Origin of the sequence: Tateyamaria sp. (assembly GCF_039940735.1) — a bacterium.
GTDB lineage: Bacteria > Pseudomonadota > Alphaproteobacteria > Rhodobacterales > Rhodobacteraceae > Tateyamaria.
Genome location: NZ_JBDVGB010000068.1, coordinates 28,261 through 42,539, shown reverse-complemented (window position 1 = coordinate 42,539; position 14,279 = coordinate 28,261). Strand labels below are relative to the sequence as shown.

15 protein-coding genes are annotated in these 14,279 nt (G+C 56.3%); 13 read left to right on the top strand and 2 right to left on the bottom strand.

The features are described from left to right. Positions 1–39 precede the first annotated feature (39 nt). From frr to lpxB, 12 genes are all read left to right on the top strand, one after another. Positions 40–606: a ribosome recycling factor gene (gene frr, locus ABJF76_RS15200; protein WP_413821629.1), complete on the top strand. Its 567-nt coding sequence runs from the start codon at positions 40–42 to the stop codon at positions 604–606. Positions 607–702: 96 nt separating this feature from the next. Then, positions 703–1,428, top strand: a complete 726-nt coding sequence (uppS, locus tag ABJF76_RS15195) for a polyprenyl diphosphate synthase (protein WP_413821711.1) — start codon at positions 703–705, stop codon at positions 1,426–1,428. Continuing rightward, positions 1,425–2,210, top strand: a complete 786-nt coding sequence (locus ABJF76_RS15190) for a phosphatidate cytidylyltransferase (protein ID WP_413821630.1) — start codon at positions 1,425–1,427, stop codon at positions 2,208–2,210. Before uppS ends, ABJF76_RS15190 begins: the two co-directional genes overlap by 4 nt. Next, complete coding sequence (dxr, locus tag ABJF76_RS15185; RefSeq protein WP_413821631.1) at positions 2,207–3,373, top strand: 1-deoxy-D-xylulose-5-phosphate reductoisomerase; 1,167 nt, start codon at positions 2,207–2,209, stop codon at positions 3,371–3,373. The genes ABJF76_RS15190 and dxr overlap by 4 nt, the downstream gene beginning before the upstream one ends. Before the next feature lie 4 nt (positions 3,374–3,377). Continuing rightward, the gene (rseP, locus tag ABJF76_RS15180) at positions 3,378–4,727 is read left to right on the top strand and encodes an RIP metalloprotease RseP (protein WP_413821632.1); all 1,350 of its coding nucleotides are present in this window, start codon (positions 3,378–3,380) and stop codon (positions 4,725–4,727) included. A gap of 96 nt (positions 4,728–4,823) precedes the next feature. Then, positions 4,824–4,949 carry a hypothetical protein gene (locus tag ABJF76_RS15175; RefSeq protein WP_413821633.1) on the top strand — a complete coding sequence of 42 codons (126 nt, stop codon included), beginning with the start codon at positions 4,824–4,826 and terminating at the stop codon, positions 4,947–4,949. Between the two features lie 127 nt (positions 4,950–5,076). Beyond that, positions 5,077–7,431, top strand: a complete 2,355-nt coding sequence (bamA, locus tag ABJF76_RS15170; RefSeq protein ID WP_413821634.1) for an outer membrane protein assembly factor BamA — start codon at positions 5,077–5,079, stop codon at positions 7,429–7,431. A 3-nt stretch (positions 7,432–7,434) separates the two neighbouring features. After that, positions 7,435–7,977 (top strand): OmpH family outer membrane protein, encoded by a 543-nt coding sequence (locus tag ABJF76_RS15165; protein ID WP_413821635.1) that lies wholly within the window; start codon positions 7,435–7,437, stop codon positions 7,975–7,977. Positions 7,978–8,065: 88 nt separating this feature from the next. Further along, entirely contained in the window at positions 8,066–8,530 is a 465-nt protein-coding gene (fabZ, locus tag ABJF76_RS15160) for a 3-hydroxyacyl-ACP dehydratase FabZ (RefSeq protein WP_413821636.1), read from the top strand. Beyond that, complete coding sequence (gene lpxA, locus ABJF76_RS15155) at positions 8,527–9,315, top strand: acyl-ACP--UDP-N-acetylglucosamine O-acyltransferase (RefSeq protein WP_413821637.1); 789 nt, start codon at positions 8,527–8,529, stop codon at positions 9,313–9,315. Before fabZ ends, lpxA begins: the two co-directional genes overlap by 4 nt. After that, the gene (locus tag ABJF76_RS15150) at positions 9,315–10,211 is read left to right on the top strand and encodes an LpxI family protein (protein WP_413821638.1); all 897 of its coding nucleotides are present in this window, start codon (positions 9,315–9,317) and stop codon (positions 10,209–10,211) included. The genes lpxA and ABJF76_RS15150 overlap by 1 nt, the downstream gene beginning before the upstream one ends. After that, a complete protein-coding gene (lpxB, locus tag ABJF76_RS15145) occupies positions 10,199–11,362 on the top strand; it encodes a lipid-A-disaccharide synthase (RefSeq protein WP_413822605.1) in 1,164 nt (387 codons plus the stop codon). The genes ABJF76_RS15150 and lpxB overlap by 13 nt, the downstream gene beginning before the upstream one ends. Before the next feature lie 73 nt (positions 11,363–11,435). Here the strand turns inward: lpxB and tyrS are convergent, their stop codons facing one another. Beyond that, positions 11,436–12,680: a tyrosine--tRNA ligase gene (tyrS, locus tag ABJF76_RS15140; protein WP_413821640.1), complete on the bottom strand. Its 1,245-nt coding sequence runs from the start codon at positions 12,678–12,680 to the stop codon at positions 11,436–11,438. 65 nt (positions 12,681–12,745) lie between these two features. Between tyrS and ABJF76_RS15135 the strand changes: the two genes are divergently transcribed. Continuing rightward, positions 12,746–13,852: an anhydro-N-acetylmuramic acid kinase gene (locus tag ABJF76_RS15135; protein ID WP_413821641.1), complete on the top strand. Its 1,107-nt coding sequence runs from the start codon at positions 12,746–12,748 to the stop codon at positions 13,850–13,852. Here the strand turns inward: ABJF76_RS15135 and ABJF76_RS15130 are convergent. Next, a complete protein-coding gene (locus tag ABJF76_RS15130) occupies positions 13,849–14,265 on the bottom strand; it encodes a cupin domain-containing protein (protein ID WP_413821712.1) in 417 nt (138 codons plus the stop codon). The genes ABJF76_RS15135 and ABJF76_RS15130 overlap by 4 nt on opposite strands. Positions 14,266–14,279: the final 14 nt, after the last annotated feature.

Below are 14,279 nucleotides of genomic sequence, written 5' to 3'. Positions count from 1 at the left end.
AACCGGGCCAAGTGGCCGCGCGACAACACGGGGAAAACGATGTCAGACGACTTCATGCTTGATACAGACGACCTAGAACGCCGCATGGATGGCGCGATGGCCAATCTGAAAACTGAATTTGCATCACTGCGCACGGGCCGTGGGTCGGCGTCGATGCTGGAACCGGTGATGGTGGATGCCTATGGGTCGATGACGCCCGTCAATCAAGTCGGCACCGTCAATGTGCCCGAACCGCGTATGGTCACCATTAACGTGTGGGACAAAGCGCTGGTTGGCAAAGTTGAAAAGGCGATCCGCGAAAGCGGGCTGGGGATAAACCCGCAGCTGAATGGCACGATCATTATGCTGCCCATTCCCGAACTGAACGAAGAACGCCGCCGCGAGTTGACCAAAGTTGCCGGCACCTATGCCGAAAACGCCCGCGTGTCGGTGCGCAATGTGCGTCGCGACGGCATGGATCAGATCAAAAAAGCCAAGAACAACGGCGATATGTCCGAGGACGATCAGAAAATCTGGGAAGACGAAGTGCAGGACATGACCAACGCGTCGATCAAGGCAGTCGATGCGGCACTTGAAAGCAAACAAGCCGAGATCATGCAGGTTTAACGGGCCACTTTGTAAAAAGGTCCGGGGGACCTTTTCGGCCCGTTAAAGGGCGGAGCCCGGTCTTAAAGGGACACACCGCCAAACAGTAAAAGGTACATCACAATTTCACACCCCGAACATACCGGCCCGCGCCACGTCGCTATCATCATGGATGGCAATGGTCGTTGGGCCACGCAACGGGGCCGGCCGCGCTTGTTTGGCCACCACGCAGGCGCGCGCCGGGTGCGTGAAGTGGTGCAAACCTGTCCTGACATCGGTGTGGAATATCTGACGATCTTTGCCTTTTCGACAGAAAACTGGAAGCGCACACAAGTCGAGGTCGCAGGTTTAATGAGCCTGTTTCGTCGTTACATCACCAAAGAGGCACGCACGCTGCACGACTTTGGCGCGCGGGTGCGCTTTATCGGGGACCGGGTCAGGTTGGACAAAAAGCTGATCGACCTCATGGACGAATTGGAAGTGTTGACGGCCAAAAACACCACTGTGAATTTGACCATCGCGCTAAACTATGGCGGTCGCGATGAAGTGGCGCGCGCCACAAAACGGCTTGCTCAGGATGTGGCAGAGGGGCGCCTTGATCCCGCAAATGTTGATGAAGAAACCTTGCCTAAGTATCTGGATACATACGTTTTACCTGATCCAGATCTTGTTATTCGCACCAGCGGAGAAGCCCGTATCTCGAACTTTTTGCTTTGGCAATCGGCCTATGCGGAATACGAATTTATCGACACTCTGTGGCCTGATTTTGGGCGCGAAGAATTTACAGCGCTTTGCGCAAACTACGGTGTGCGCGATCGCCGCTTTGGAGGAGTGAAAAAATGAACGAACGCTGGGCAGATTTGGCGGCGCGTCTGGGCTCGGCCCTGGTTATGGTCGCGGTGGGCGTTTGGGCGATCTGGATGGGGGGCCATGTGTTTCACATCGTCGTTGGCCTGATCTGTGGGTTGATGGTCTGGGAACTGGTGCGCATGCTGTTGCCTGAAGACGGTCGCTTAGCCATCCAATTGGGCGGTGTGGCCGCACTTGCCGTCTTGCTGGCGATTTACTTGCCGCTTTTATTTGTCGCGCCTTTGTTGATTGCGCCAGCCATCGTTGGGTACACGCAACTGCCGCGTCACAAGTTACTTTATGCCGGGTTTACCGTGCTGGTGTTGGCGGCAAGTTACGGCATGATGCATGTGCGCGATGACTTGGGTTTTGGCTGGTTGGTGTGGTTGGTGATGATCGTCGTGGTCACAGACGTGGCCGGCTACTTTGCCGGGCGCATATTTGGTGGACCAAAATTCTGGCCCTCAATCAGCCCCAAGAAAACATGGTCCGGCACGACCGCAGGATGGGTCGGTGCCGCGCTGGTTGGTGTGTTTTTTGCCGTAAACTCAGGCATGTGGGGTGCGGTTTTGCTGGCATCGATCGTGTTGTCGTTTTCCAGTCAAATGGGTGACATCGCTGAAAGCGCGATCAAACGCAAAATGGCGGTCAAGGACTCCTCGAACCTGATCCCCGGCCATGGCGGTGTGTTGGACCGCTTTGACGGTATGCTTGGGGCGTCGGTGGCGTTTTTGGTGATTGAGCTGCTATTTGGCTTTCCGTGGGCGGCACTGTGAAAAAGATATCGATTTTCGGCGCGACCGGATCGATTGGGCAGAACACGATTGATCTGATCTCGCGCGACCCCGACGCCTATGACGTTGTGGCGCTGACCGGTTCCTCCAATATCGCCCAGCTTGCCGCCGATGCGCGCCGTTTGAATGCCGATGTGGCCGTAACGGCCGACGAGTCGCGACTTGATGATTTGCGCGATGCATTGAAGGGGTCACAGGTCGAAGCCGCAGCCGGGCAGGGTGCTTTGATTGATGCGGCCTGTCGTCCTGCCGATTGGGTGATGTCGGCGATTGTGGGCGCGGCCGGGTTGCGGCCCGGCATTTGTGCGCTGGAACAAGGGGCGACATTGGCGCTGGCCAACAAGGAATCGCTGGTCTGTGCGGGGGCGCTGATTTTGGACACAGCAGCACAGCACAACGCACGTTTGTTGCCTGTCGACAGCGAACATTCCGCAGTATTTCAAGCGCTGGTGGGCGAAGATCTAAAAGCGGTTGAACGCATCGTTATCACTGCAAGTGGCGGCGCGTTTCGCGACTGGCCTATGGACAAGTTGGCCAATGCAACACTGGCCGAGGCGTCAAACCATCCCAACTGGAATATGGGACAGCGGATCACGATTGATTCCGCCTCGATGTTCAACAAAGCGCTGGAAGTGATTGAAACACGTGAATACTTTGGCGTTTCTCCGGATCAAATCGAAGTCCTTGTGCACCCGGAATCCATGATCCATGCGCTTGTCGGATTTCATGACGGTGCGTTAATGGCGCATGTTGGCCGGCCCGATATGCGCCATGCCATTGGTTATGCGCTGCATTGGCCTCAGCGGCGAAACTTGCCTGTTGAGCGGTTGGATCTGGCCGCCATTGGCGCGTTGACCTTTCGCGCACCAGACGAAAAACGCTGGCCCGCCTTGCGCCTTGCGCGCGAGGTGATGGCGCGCCGTGGGCTGGCTGGTGCTGTGTTTAATGCAGCCAAAGAAACCGCCCTAAGCGGCTTTATCGACGGTCATTTGCGCTTTACCCAGATGGCTGAAGTGGTGGACGCGGTGTTGAACCAAATCGACCCCAGCCATATTGATGCCCTAATGACCCTTGATACCGTGATGGTGGCAGACCACATTGCAAGACAGACCGCACAGACGATCATAGAGCAGACAGCAGGATAAAACCTTGGATATTTCGGCACTTATCTCAGCCTTTGGTGGCACCGCATGGACCATCTTCTTTTTTGTGCTGGCGCTTAGCGTCATCGTCGCGATCCATGAATATGGTCACTATATCGTCGGGCGCTGGTCCGGCATTCAGGCGGATGTGTTTTCGATCGGGTTTGGCCCGGTGCTTTGGAGCCGCATGGATAAGCGTGGCACGCGCTGGCAGATCGCGGCACTGCCTTTTGGCGGCTATGTCAAATTTGCAGGGGATGCCAACGCAGCCTCTGGCAAGGACGAGGAAGCAATGGCGGAGGTCGAAGCCGATCCTGTCGCCTTGCGCGCCACGATGCACGGCGCACCATTGTGGGCACGCGCCGCGACCGTTGCGGCAGGCCCGGTGTTCAACTTTGCGCTGTCGATTATGGTGTTTGCAGTTGTCGGATATTCCAATGGTGTCGTCAGCGACCCATTGACGGTGGGCGATTTGCGTCCATTGCCGGGTGAGATGCAGGAATTGCAATCAGGTGATGTTGTGCTGGAAATCGAAGGCACACCCGTGCCCAGCATTCATGATGCGGCTTACGGTGTGTTCATGAATGCGCTGCCGCAAAACCCTGTGCTGGCCTATACTGTTGAACGTGATGGTGCGCGCCAAGTGGTGCAAGCGCCATATCTACGCCCCGCCTTGGTCAGCGGCGTTAGTCCGCAAAGTGCAGCCGTTGCGGCGGATTTGGAACGTGGCGATGTGATCACCGCAGTGGACGGTGCGCCGATTTTTTCCTTTAACCAGATCAAAGACGCGGTCGAGGGGTCTGACGGACGCAGCCTGAATTTGACAGTTTGGCGCGATGGCGACATTAGCGAAAAGGTGCTGACCCCCAAGCGCATCGACGAACCGCAACCCGAAGGCGGATTTGCGACGCAATGGCGTATCGGTATCTCCAGCGGCAACGCGTTTGAACCCGCGACCCAAGCGCCCGGCATCGGCGCGGCCATCACCGGTGGCGTATCGCAAACTTGGAACATCATTTCGGGGTCGATTTCTGGCCTTGGCTATATGATCACAGGCGCAATTAGCACCTGTAACTTATCTGGCCCTATTGGCATCGCGCAGGTGTCCGGCACGATGGCAAGCCAAGGGGTGCAAAGCTTCATCTGGTTTATTGCAGTACTATCAACCGCCGTAGGGCTGTTGAACTTGTTCCCAATTCCAGCATTGGATGGGGGGCATTTGGTATTTTACGCCTATGAGGCCGTCCGCGGTAAACCGCCCAGCGATAACGCACTGCGTATCCTGATGGGCATTGGTTTGGCGATGGTTTTGTCACTGATGGTGTTCGCTTTAGGCAATGACATTTTCTGCCCCTAAGGCGGGATTTGTGTCGCTTGCCTAGAATTTGCCACAATCCCCCCCATTTCGCGCCTTAATCATTGGGTAACCATCCTCCTAGAAAAGGATGAACCCATGCAGACAATTCAAAGCGGATACCGTGGCCTAAGCTTGCTTATGTTGCTGAATTCAGACCGCGTGCTTTATGTTGCCACACTGGCCGCCGCTCTGGCTGCGGGCGCTTGGCTTGGAAGTCTCTGAAAAGTCAAAGTTATCCACAGATGTAGTGGTGAGACCCGGCCAACTGGCTGGGTTTTGTGCTTTTGACAAGGCCACGCAATGCCGTTACTCACGTTCATAATGGATATTTGAACGCGTGGGGAACACCATGGAACTGGGGATAAAAGGCGCATGCTCGCTGGCTTTACTATGCCAACGCGGCGCGCTTCGAGCACTACAAATTATTGCACTGGTTTCAGTGGCTTGGACTGCGTTGGCAGCCAGTGTTGAAGCGCAAAATTTCACCTTCAATCGCATTTTGATCGAAGGAAACGAACGTATCGGCGACAGCGCCATTCTGAATCAAGCAGGAATCGCTGCGGGGCAAACGTTAACTGCAGGGCAGGTAAACGATGTTTCGCGCAGGTTGCAAAACAGCGGTTTATACGAGTCCGTAAGCGTAAATCCGCAAGGCTCGACGCTGGTGATTGCGGTTGTAGAATTGCCGACCATTAATCGCATCTCTTTTGAGGGCAACCGCCGTGTTGACGATGACGCGCTTGCGCAAATCGTCCAAAGCCAAGAACGACAGGCCTTTGATCCGGCACAAGTCGAACGTGATGTTAGCAACCTTGCAGACGCTTACGTTGAACAGGGGCGCATTGCAGCGCGGGTTACGCCGCGTGTCATCCGACGCGAAGACAACCGCGTCGACCTGGTGTTCGAAATTTTCGAAGGCAATGTGGTCGAGATTGAGCGACTAAGCTTTGTTGGCAACCGCGCGTTTTCTGATCGCCGTCTTCGTCGTGTTTTGCAGACAAAACAGGCAGGTTTGTTCCGCCTTTTGGTTCGTTCTGATACACTTGTTGAGGATCGCATCGAATTCGACAAGCAGGTTCTACAGGACTTTTATTTCTCGCGCGGCTACGTTGATTTTCGCACGCTCACCGCCAACGCGGAACTCGCGGAAGAACGGGACGGCTTTTTCCTGTTGTTCAATGTGCAAGAAGGACAACAGTTTAAATTTGGCGAAATCACTGTCAGCAGTGATCTGCCTGAAGTGGACGTCGAGGGTTATCAGGATGCGATTAAGGTGCGTCCCGGCGTGGTGTATTCGCCGACGCTGGTCGACAATGAAATTTCGCGCCTTGAGCGTCTAGGCCAACGCGACGCCGTAGACTTTTTGCGCGTCGAACCACGCGTCACCCGCAATGATCGTGATCTGACGCTTGATGTTGAATTGGTCCTAAGTCGTGGGCCACGCGTCTTCGTTGAACGTATCGATATTGAGGGCAACACAACCACGCTGGACCGCGTTGTGCGCCAACAGTTTAGAATTGCGGAAGGCGACCCCTTTAATCCGCGTGAAATTCGCGATTCTGCGGAACGAATTCGTGCGTTGAACTTTTTTGGCAATGCGGATGTGAACGCTCGTGAAGGGTCACGCCCTGATCAAGTCGTAATCGACGTTGATGTCGAAGAAGCGCCCACAGGTTCGTTGAGCTTTGGTGGTGCGTTTTCAGCGAATGACGGTTTCGGGCTTGTTGTCAGCTTTACCGAACGCAACTTTTTGGGGCGCGGGCAAACTTTGGGCTTCAATTTCTCGACTGCGGAAGAAGCGCGTCGGCTGGGTGTGAATTTCATCGAACCTGCCTTCTTGGGGCGTAATGTCGCTTTGGGGTTGAACCTTCAGTACAGCGAAAGTGATTCCACTTTCGCTAACTACGACACCGAGTCGTTGGTCTTTAGCCCAAGCCTGACGTTCCCTGTCAGTGAACGTGGACGTTTGAGCGTGCGGTACTCTTATTCTGATATCGAAATGTTGCAGCGTGATCCGGTGGCAAACGGTACTGTGGTGCAACGCGAGATTGACGTCGGCAATCAGGCTGCATCTTCGATTGGGTACACCTACACCTACGATTCTCGCACGGGCGGGCTGGATCCCGACGCTGGATACTTGTTCGAGTTCGGTCAGGACTTTGCAGGTCTTGGCGGCGATGCGACCTATATCCGCACGACTGGACGTGTGGTGGGTCAACGCCTTGCCTTTAACAATGATGTAACTCTCCGTGCGACCCTAGAAGGCGGCATCTTGTCGTCCTTCAATAGCGGCACCAATCGTACCGTGGATCGTTTTTCAGTCGGGCCGAACATTCTGCGCGGATTTGAACCCGGCGGTATTGGGCCGCGTGACCTGGATACGTCGGGTGACAGTGATCCGCTGGGCGGCAACCTGTATTTGGCAGCCCGCTTTGAGGCCGAATTCCCTCTGGGATTACCCGAGGAACTGGGTGTCCGTGGTGGTCTGTTTTATGACGTTGGCAACTTGTGGGACCTTGACGGTGTAGACCTGTCCGGGGGTAACGTCGTGGGCGAGGGCGGATCGTTCCGCCATGTCATCGGCTTTTCCATCTTTTGGGACACGGCCGTTGGACCGCTGCGTCTTAACTTCACAAACGCGCTGGTCAAAGAAGACTTCGATGAAGAGCAGACCTTTGATCTGACCATCTCGACGACGTTCTAAGTGATGTTTGGCTGGCTTCAGTCAGTCTGTGTGGCGCTGGCCCTGTTGGGGGCCAGCGCCACATTTGCGCAAGACATACGCAGCCCCATCCTGACAATCGACAGTGACGCCTTGTATCGCAACAGTGCCTTTGGTCAGCGTGTGTTGCGGGACATCGAAAACCAGACCACGGCATTGGCCGAAGAAAATCGGTCTTTGGAAGTTGAACTAGAAAAAGAAGAGCGGGCACTAACTGAGCAGCGCCAAACGCTGCCTGCCGAGGAGTTTCGGGCGTTGGCCGATGCGTTTGATGCGCGCGTGCAAGCGATCAGAACGGAACGCGATGCACGAAACAGGGACATTGCTGCCCAACTCGAAGAAAACCGCGAGCATTTTCTATCTGTAGCGTTTCCCGTGCTTCAAATCATTATGCAGGACGCCGGTGCGGCCGTTGTTTTGGAACGGCGTAGTGTTTTTATCAGCGCCAATGCTATCGATATTACCGAGATCGCGATCCAGCAGATCGACACGATTTTAGGGGCCGAGCCAAAGGCGGCATCTGATTGAACTGTTGTGCCTGCGCTTGCAGCACCGCGCGCAGCTTGCTAGGCAAGAGACGAACAAAACGCCGAAAAAATGAAGGGCCTGAGAGTATATGTCGAGTGACCTCAAAGCTGCCGATATCGCGCTGATCCAGCGTATCATTCCGCACCGTTATCCCTTCTTGTTGATTGATAAAGTCATCGACATTGACGGCTATCAAACCGCGACGGGCATCAAGAACGTCACGATGAACGAACCTCATTTCCAGGGCCACTTTCCGGGCAAGCCCATCATGCCGGGCGTGACGATCGTAGAAGCCATGGCGCAAACGGCGGCAGTCATGGTTGGGACTGCGCTGGATATGGCAGACAAAAATATGCTGGTCTATTTTATGGCCATCGACAAATGCAAATTCCGCCGCATGGTTGTTCCGGGCGACGTGTTGCACCTGCACCTGCAAACGGCCCGCGGTAAACCCGGCGGGAAAGTATGGAAGTTCACCGGCAAGGCCGAAGTGGACGGAGAAATGGCCTGCGAAGCGGAATTCACCGCCATGATGGAATTGCCCGCCCCATGAGCACGCCCAACATTCACCCCTCTGCTGTGATCGAGGATGGCGCACAGATTGATCCGTCAGCCATTGTCGGCCCTTTCTGCGTGATCGGGGCCCATGTCGTGTTGGGTGCGGATGTTGTGTTGAAAAGCCATGTGGTGATCACAGGCCATACCGAGATCGGCGAAGGCACTGTTGTTTTCTCGTTCGCCGTGATCGGCGAGGTGCCCCAAGACTTGAAATTCAAAGGCGAGGCCAGCCATCTGGTCATTGGTAAACGCAATCGCATCCGTGAACACGTGACGATGAACGGCGGGACCGAAGGTGGCGGCGGTGTCACACGTATTGGCGATGACGGCTTGTTCATGGCTGGATGCCACATCGCCCATGATGCCCATGTGGGTGACCGGGTGATTGTGGTAAATTCGGCAGCCGTGGCAGGGCATTGTGTGCTTGAGGACGACGTCATCATTGGCGGCTTGTCGGGGATCCACCAATTCGTGCGCATTGGGCAAGGGGCTATTATTGGTGCAGTGACCATGGTCACCAATGACGTCATCCCACACGGTCTTGTGCAAGCGCCTCGGGGTGAATTGGACGGGTTGAACCTTGTTGGCCTAAAGCGGCGCGGTGTTGCGCGTGCGGATATCACTGCGTTGCGCGCCGCGTTTCAGATGCTGGCGCAAGGGGACGGGACGTTCCATGATCGCGCCGAACGGCTGGGCCGCGAAACCGAGAGCGACTATGTCCGTGAAATCGTAGCATTTGTGATGGGCGACAGTGACCGATCGTTCCTGACGCCGCGCTGATGTTGGCGCTGATTGCAGGGCGCGGCAGCTTGTCGGCCACTGTGGCTGCCGAGCAAGACGTGCCCCCACTGGTGACGAGCCTGTTGGGTAACGCGCCGGATCGGTTGGTCGTTGACATTACCTTTCGGATCGAACAACTGGGCAGCTTTCTGGATAAACTGACCAATCGTGGCGTGCGAGAGGTATGCTTTTGCGGCACGATCACGCGCCCTGCGATTGACCCATCAATGATTGATGCGCGCACGATGCCCTTGGTGCCGGTCTTGGCAGGGGCCGTCGCAAGCGGCGAAGACAGCGCACTGCGCGCAGTTCTATCGATCTTTGAGGATGCGGGATTTGCAGTGCGCGGTGCGGACGAATTGGCGCCGTCCTTGCTGCCAGCGGCGGGTGTACTGACAAAAACACCTGTTCCAAAAGGTGTCGCGGATCAACTGGCATTGGCAGCACCGGTTCTGGCTCTTCAGGGCAAAAAAGATGTGGGCCAAGCCTGCGTGATCCGTGGCAATGAGGTCATCGCGCAAGAGGACACGCGCGGGACTGATGCGATGCTGGCAGACATGAGCGAAGCTTACACCCGCCCTGAAATGGGCGGTGGTGATCCGCTGAATTTCGCAGTTGATTTGATGGGCGAGGCCTTGGACGGCATGACTGATTGGCTTTCGGGGCCGATCACCAAAGCGCGCGCCACAGCAAAGGGCGGTGTGTTGTTCAAAGCGCCCAAACCCGATCAAGACCGCCGCGTTGATCTACCTACCATTGGCCTGGGAACCGCGATGCGCGCGGCCGAAGCTGGGTTGGACGGCATCGTTATTGCGGCCGGGGGAGTCATGGTTCTGGACCGGGCGCAGGTCGTCGCTATCTTGGATGAAATGGGCATGTATCTGTGGGTGCACTAAAGGTCTTTGTGATTGCAGGCGAACCTTCGGGGGATGCGTTGGGCGCGGCGCTTATGGCTGGGCTAAAACAGCTGACACCCAATGTTCAGTTTCAGGGCGTGGGCGGCTTGTTGATGCAGGGGCAGGGGCTGGAAAGCCAGTTTGACATGTCCGAACTTAGCCTGATGGGCATTGCGGAAGTCTTGCCAAAGTACTTGCACCTCAAACGACGTATTGCCGAAACGGCGCGCGCCGTGATCGATGTCAAACCTGATGTTCTAATCACCATCGACAGCCCGGACTTTTCCCTTCGGGTGGCCAAATTGGTAAAGGCCGAAAGCAACATCCGAACGGTGCATTATGTTGCGCCAACAGTTTGGGCGTGGCGACCGGGACGCGCGGCCAAAATGGCCAAGATGATTGACCATGTCCTTGCGTTGTTCCCGTTTGAACCGCCTTATATGGAGGCGGTTGGCATGGATTGCGATTTTGTCGGCCACCCGGCAGCCAATGCGCCGCGTGCCACTGTTGAGGAACAAGCGGCCTTTCGCGCAGCGCACTGGCTGACGGGGGCTGATCCTTTGATGTTGGTCTTGCCCGGTTCGCGGCGCGGCGAAGTGGCGCGTTTGGGTCCGGTGTTCGGTGAGGCCTTGGGTGCGCTGGTACGACAACATCCTGATATGCAAGTGATCGTCCCTGCGGCACCTTCGGTCGCAGATGCGGTCGAAGCGTTGATGGCGACATGGCCGGTACCGGCTAAAATGATCGATGTGCGCGGATTGGAGATTGAGGCTGGGCTGAAACTAAAACGCACAGCCTTTGCAGCGGCCGATGTGGCATTGGCGACGTCTGGTACTGTGGCGTTGGAACTGGCGGCGGCGGGGACGCCGATGGTCAGTGCCTTTGATCTGCATTGGCTGAGCCGTGCTATCATCAGCCGCATGATCACCACCGACACAGGCAGCCTGATCAACCATGTGACAAACACCCGTGTTGTGCCCGAAGTGATTGGTGATGCTTTCAACACCAAGAACGTGTTGGCGGCGATGGAAGGGTTGTTGGCAGACACTGCGACCCAAACGGACGCGATGGAACAAACGATGGACCTGCTTGGGCGCGGCGGCGAAGACCCCGGCGTCAGAGCCGCAAGGGCGGTTCTAGACCGACTCTGACCCAAAGGCGCGCCTTTCAGGCGCATTACATTTTGATTTTGGTCGAACGCTTTGGTCCTGCCAGGGTGACCCCTTAACCCAATTGCACCAATGCGTGACGTTTTTTACCGGCTGACAGTTTGATTGGGCTGGCCAATGCCGTGGCATCCACCATCATCCCTGCATTCGTCAGCGGTTCGTCGTTCATGCGTGCACCGCCCTCGGAAATCAGGCGTTTGGCTTCTTTGCCAGATCCCGCGAGGCCGGATTTCACAATGAGCTGCACAATTGAGACACCATCATCCCCAATGTCGGCCGCGCTGAGTGTGAGGGTCGGTAGATCGTCACCAACACCGCCTTTTTCAAACACCTCGCGCGATGTGTCCGCCGCCGCTGCCGCCGCATCAGCGCCGTGCAATAGGGTGGTCACTTCGCTCGCAAGCCGCGCTTTGGCTTCGTTGATTTCGGACCCTTCAAGCGCCCCAAGGCGTTCGCATTCATCCAAAGGCAGTTCGGTATACAGCTTAAGGAACCGACCCACATCCGCATCTGTCGTGTTACGCCAGAATTGCCAGAACTCATAAGGCGACAGCATTTCAGGGTTCAACCAGACGGCGCCGGATTGCGATTTGCCCATCTTTTTGCCGTCAGATGTGGTCAGCAAAGGCGAGGTCAGGCCGTACACTTCGCCCTCAATCACGCGTCGTGTCAGGTCGATACCATTGACGATATTGCCCCATTGATCCGATCCACCCATTTGCAGGATGCAGCCGTAACGCCGATGAAGCTCCATGAAATCATAGGCTTGCAGGATCATGTAGTTAAATTCAAGGAACGACAAAGACTGTTCGCGATCAAGCCGGGACTTGACCGATTCAAACGAAAGCATCCGGTTGATCGAAAAATGCCGCCCAATGTCGCGCAGGAAATCAAGATAGTTCAGGCCATCCAGCCATTCGGCGTTGTTGAGCATCTGCGCGCCGCCGTCGTAATCAAGGTAAGCGGAAAACACCTTTTTGATGCCCGCAATATTGGCCTCAATTGCCGCGCCATCCAAAAGCGGGCGTTCGTCAGCGCGAAAGGACGGATCGCCCACTTTGGTTGTCCCGCCACCCATCAATGTGATCGGCTTGTGCCCGGTCTTTTGGAACCAGCGCAGCATCATGATTTGGATCAGTGACCCCACATGCAGCGACTTGGCCGTTGCATCAAAACCAATATAGGCCGCTTGGCCGGGGACCAGCAGTGTTTCGTCCAGCGATTGCATGTCTGTGCAGTCGGCCAGAAACCCACGAGATTGCATCACATGTAAAAAATCGGATCGGGGCGTGTAGGTCATTGGGCTTGTCCTTCCGAAAGCTTTGCGCGCAGTCTATAAGGGGCTGAGCGGCAAAGGAAAAGGCCATGGATAAGGTCAAAGACAAAGGTGCGGTGATCACAGCACTTGGGGCGATGTCGGGAACGTCTTTGGACGGGGTCGATGCGGCGGTGATTTCGACGGACGGTGTGACGATTTCGGCTTTTGGCGCGCATGATTATGTGACGTTCTCAAATGCCGACCAACAAGTGTTACGCGCCGCTTTGGGGCAGTGGGATGGGCCAACGCTTGCTCCTGCGTCCGAAGTCGTGATGCAGGCACATACTGCTCTTTTGGCGAAGTTTCAGAACGTTGATCTTGTGGGCTTTCACGGCCAAACAATCGCCCATGCACCCCGCACGCGCGGAACGTTGCAGATTGGGGATGGTGCGGCACTCGCGGATGCATTGGGTGCGCCTGTGGTTTGGGATTTCCGCACAGCCGATGTGGAATTGGGCGGCGAGGGGGCACCGCTTGCGCCGTTCTTTCACTTTGCGTGCGCCAAGTGGATCAAGGCAACGGGTCCCGTCGCGTTCCTGAACCTTGGCGGCGTTGGAAACATCACTTGGATTGATCCAAACTTTGAACACCCCGAAGACGATGGTGCACTGTTGGCCTTTGATACCGGCCCGGCCAATGCGCCACTCAACGATTTGATGCAAGAGCGCCTTGGTTTGCCTTTTGACAAGGACGGCGCCCTTGCGTCGCAGGGCTCAGTGGAAACTGGCGCGCTTGAACTGTTCTTGGCAGAACCGTTCTTTGCTCGAATGCCGCCCAAGTCATTGGACCGTAACGATTTTGCAGAGATGGTGCAGTTGGTACATGAACTCAGCGATGCAGATGCTGCCGCCACTTTGACTGCGATGTGCGCCGCCGGGGTGGCCGAGGCGATGCAACATTGCCCGCGCCCACCAAGCGCTGTTTACGTCACAGGTGGTGGGCGGCGTAACCCTGTGTTGATGAAGATGTTAGAAGTATCGCTCGATTGCCCTGTGCGCCGGGTCGAAGATGTTGGGTTAAACGGTGACATGCTCGAAGCGCAGGCTTTTGCCTATCTCGCGGTGCGCGTGGCACGCGGTTTGCCCACGTCGTGCCCTGGCACCACGGGTGTGCGTGCGGCGGTGGGGGGCGGGGCGCTCAGCCGACCTCGTTAACGTGGAATGTCGAAACCGGGCGGCGCGAGGGTGAACCCTTCGAACTGGAAGCCGGGCGAGACGGTGCAACTGACCAACGTATAATCCCCGGTGCTGCGCGCCGCCTGCCAGTGCTGTTCAGGCACGATGATCTGCGGAGCGGCAGAGTTCAAATCCGGACCTAAAACATGATCGATGGCGGGGCCGTCATCTGTCGCGCTGAGCGACAAGATCAACGGAGCGCCGGCGTGATACAGCCAGATCTCGGTCGCATCAACTTTGTGCCAATGCGATGATTCACCCTGCGCCAGTAAAAAATAGATGCACGTGCCACTTGGACGTCCCGCGTTCTGTGCCACCCAAGTCTGGCGATAATGGCCACCCTCGGGATGGGGCGACAGGTTTAGGGTGTCGATGATCTCTTGTGCGGTCATGTGGTCAGGGTAGG

Coding starts and splice junctions, on each gene's coding strand:
- fabZ (WP_413821636.1), top strand. CDS start 8,066: ATGTCGAGTGACCTCAAAGCTGCCGATATCGCGCTGATCCAGCGTATC.
- ABJF76_RS15130 (WP_413821712.1), bottom strand. CDS start 14,265: ATGACCGCACAAGAGATCATCGACACCCTAAACCTGTCGCCCCATCCC.
- ABJF76_RS15165 (WP_413821635.1), top strand. CDS start 7,435: ATGTTTGGCTGGCTTCAGTCAGTCTGTGTGGCGCTGGCCCTGTTGGGG.
- ABJF76_RS15150 (WP_413821638.1), top strand. CDS start 9,315: ATGTTGGCGCTGATTGCAGGGCGCGGCAGCTTGTCGGCCACTGTGGCT.
- lpxA (WP_413821637.1), top strand. CDS start 8,527: ATGAGCACGCCCAACATTCACCCCTCTGCTGTGATCGAGGATGGCGCA.
- ABJF76_RS15190 (WP_413821630.1), top strand. CDS start 1,425: ATGAACGAACGCTGGGCAGATTTGGCGGCGCGTCTGGGCTCGGCCCTG.
- frr (WP_413821629.1), top strand. CDS start 40: ATGTCAGACGACTTCATGCTTGATACAGACGACCTAGAACGCCGCATG.
- ABJF76_RS15175 (WP_413821633.1), top strand. CDS start 4,824: ATGCAGACAATTCAAAGCGGATACCGTGGCCTAAGCTTGCTTATGTTG.
- bamA (WP_413821634.1), top strand. CDS start 5,077: ATGGAACTGGGGATAAAAGGCGCATGCTCGCTGGCTTTACTATGCCAA.
- tyrS (WP_413821640.1), bottom strand. CDS start 12,680: ATGACCTACACGCCCCGATCCGATTTTTTACATGTGATGCAATCTCGT.
- ABJF76_RS15135 (WP_413821641.1), top strand. CDS start 12,746: ATGGATAAGGTCAAAGACAAAGGTGCGGTGATCACAGCACTTGGGGCG.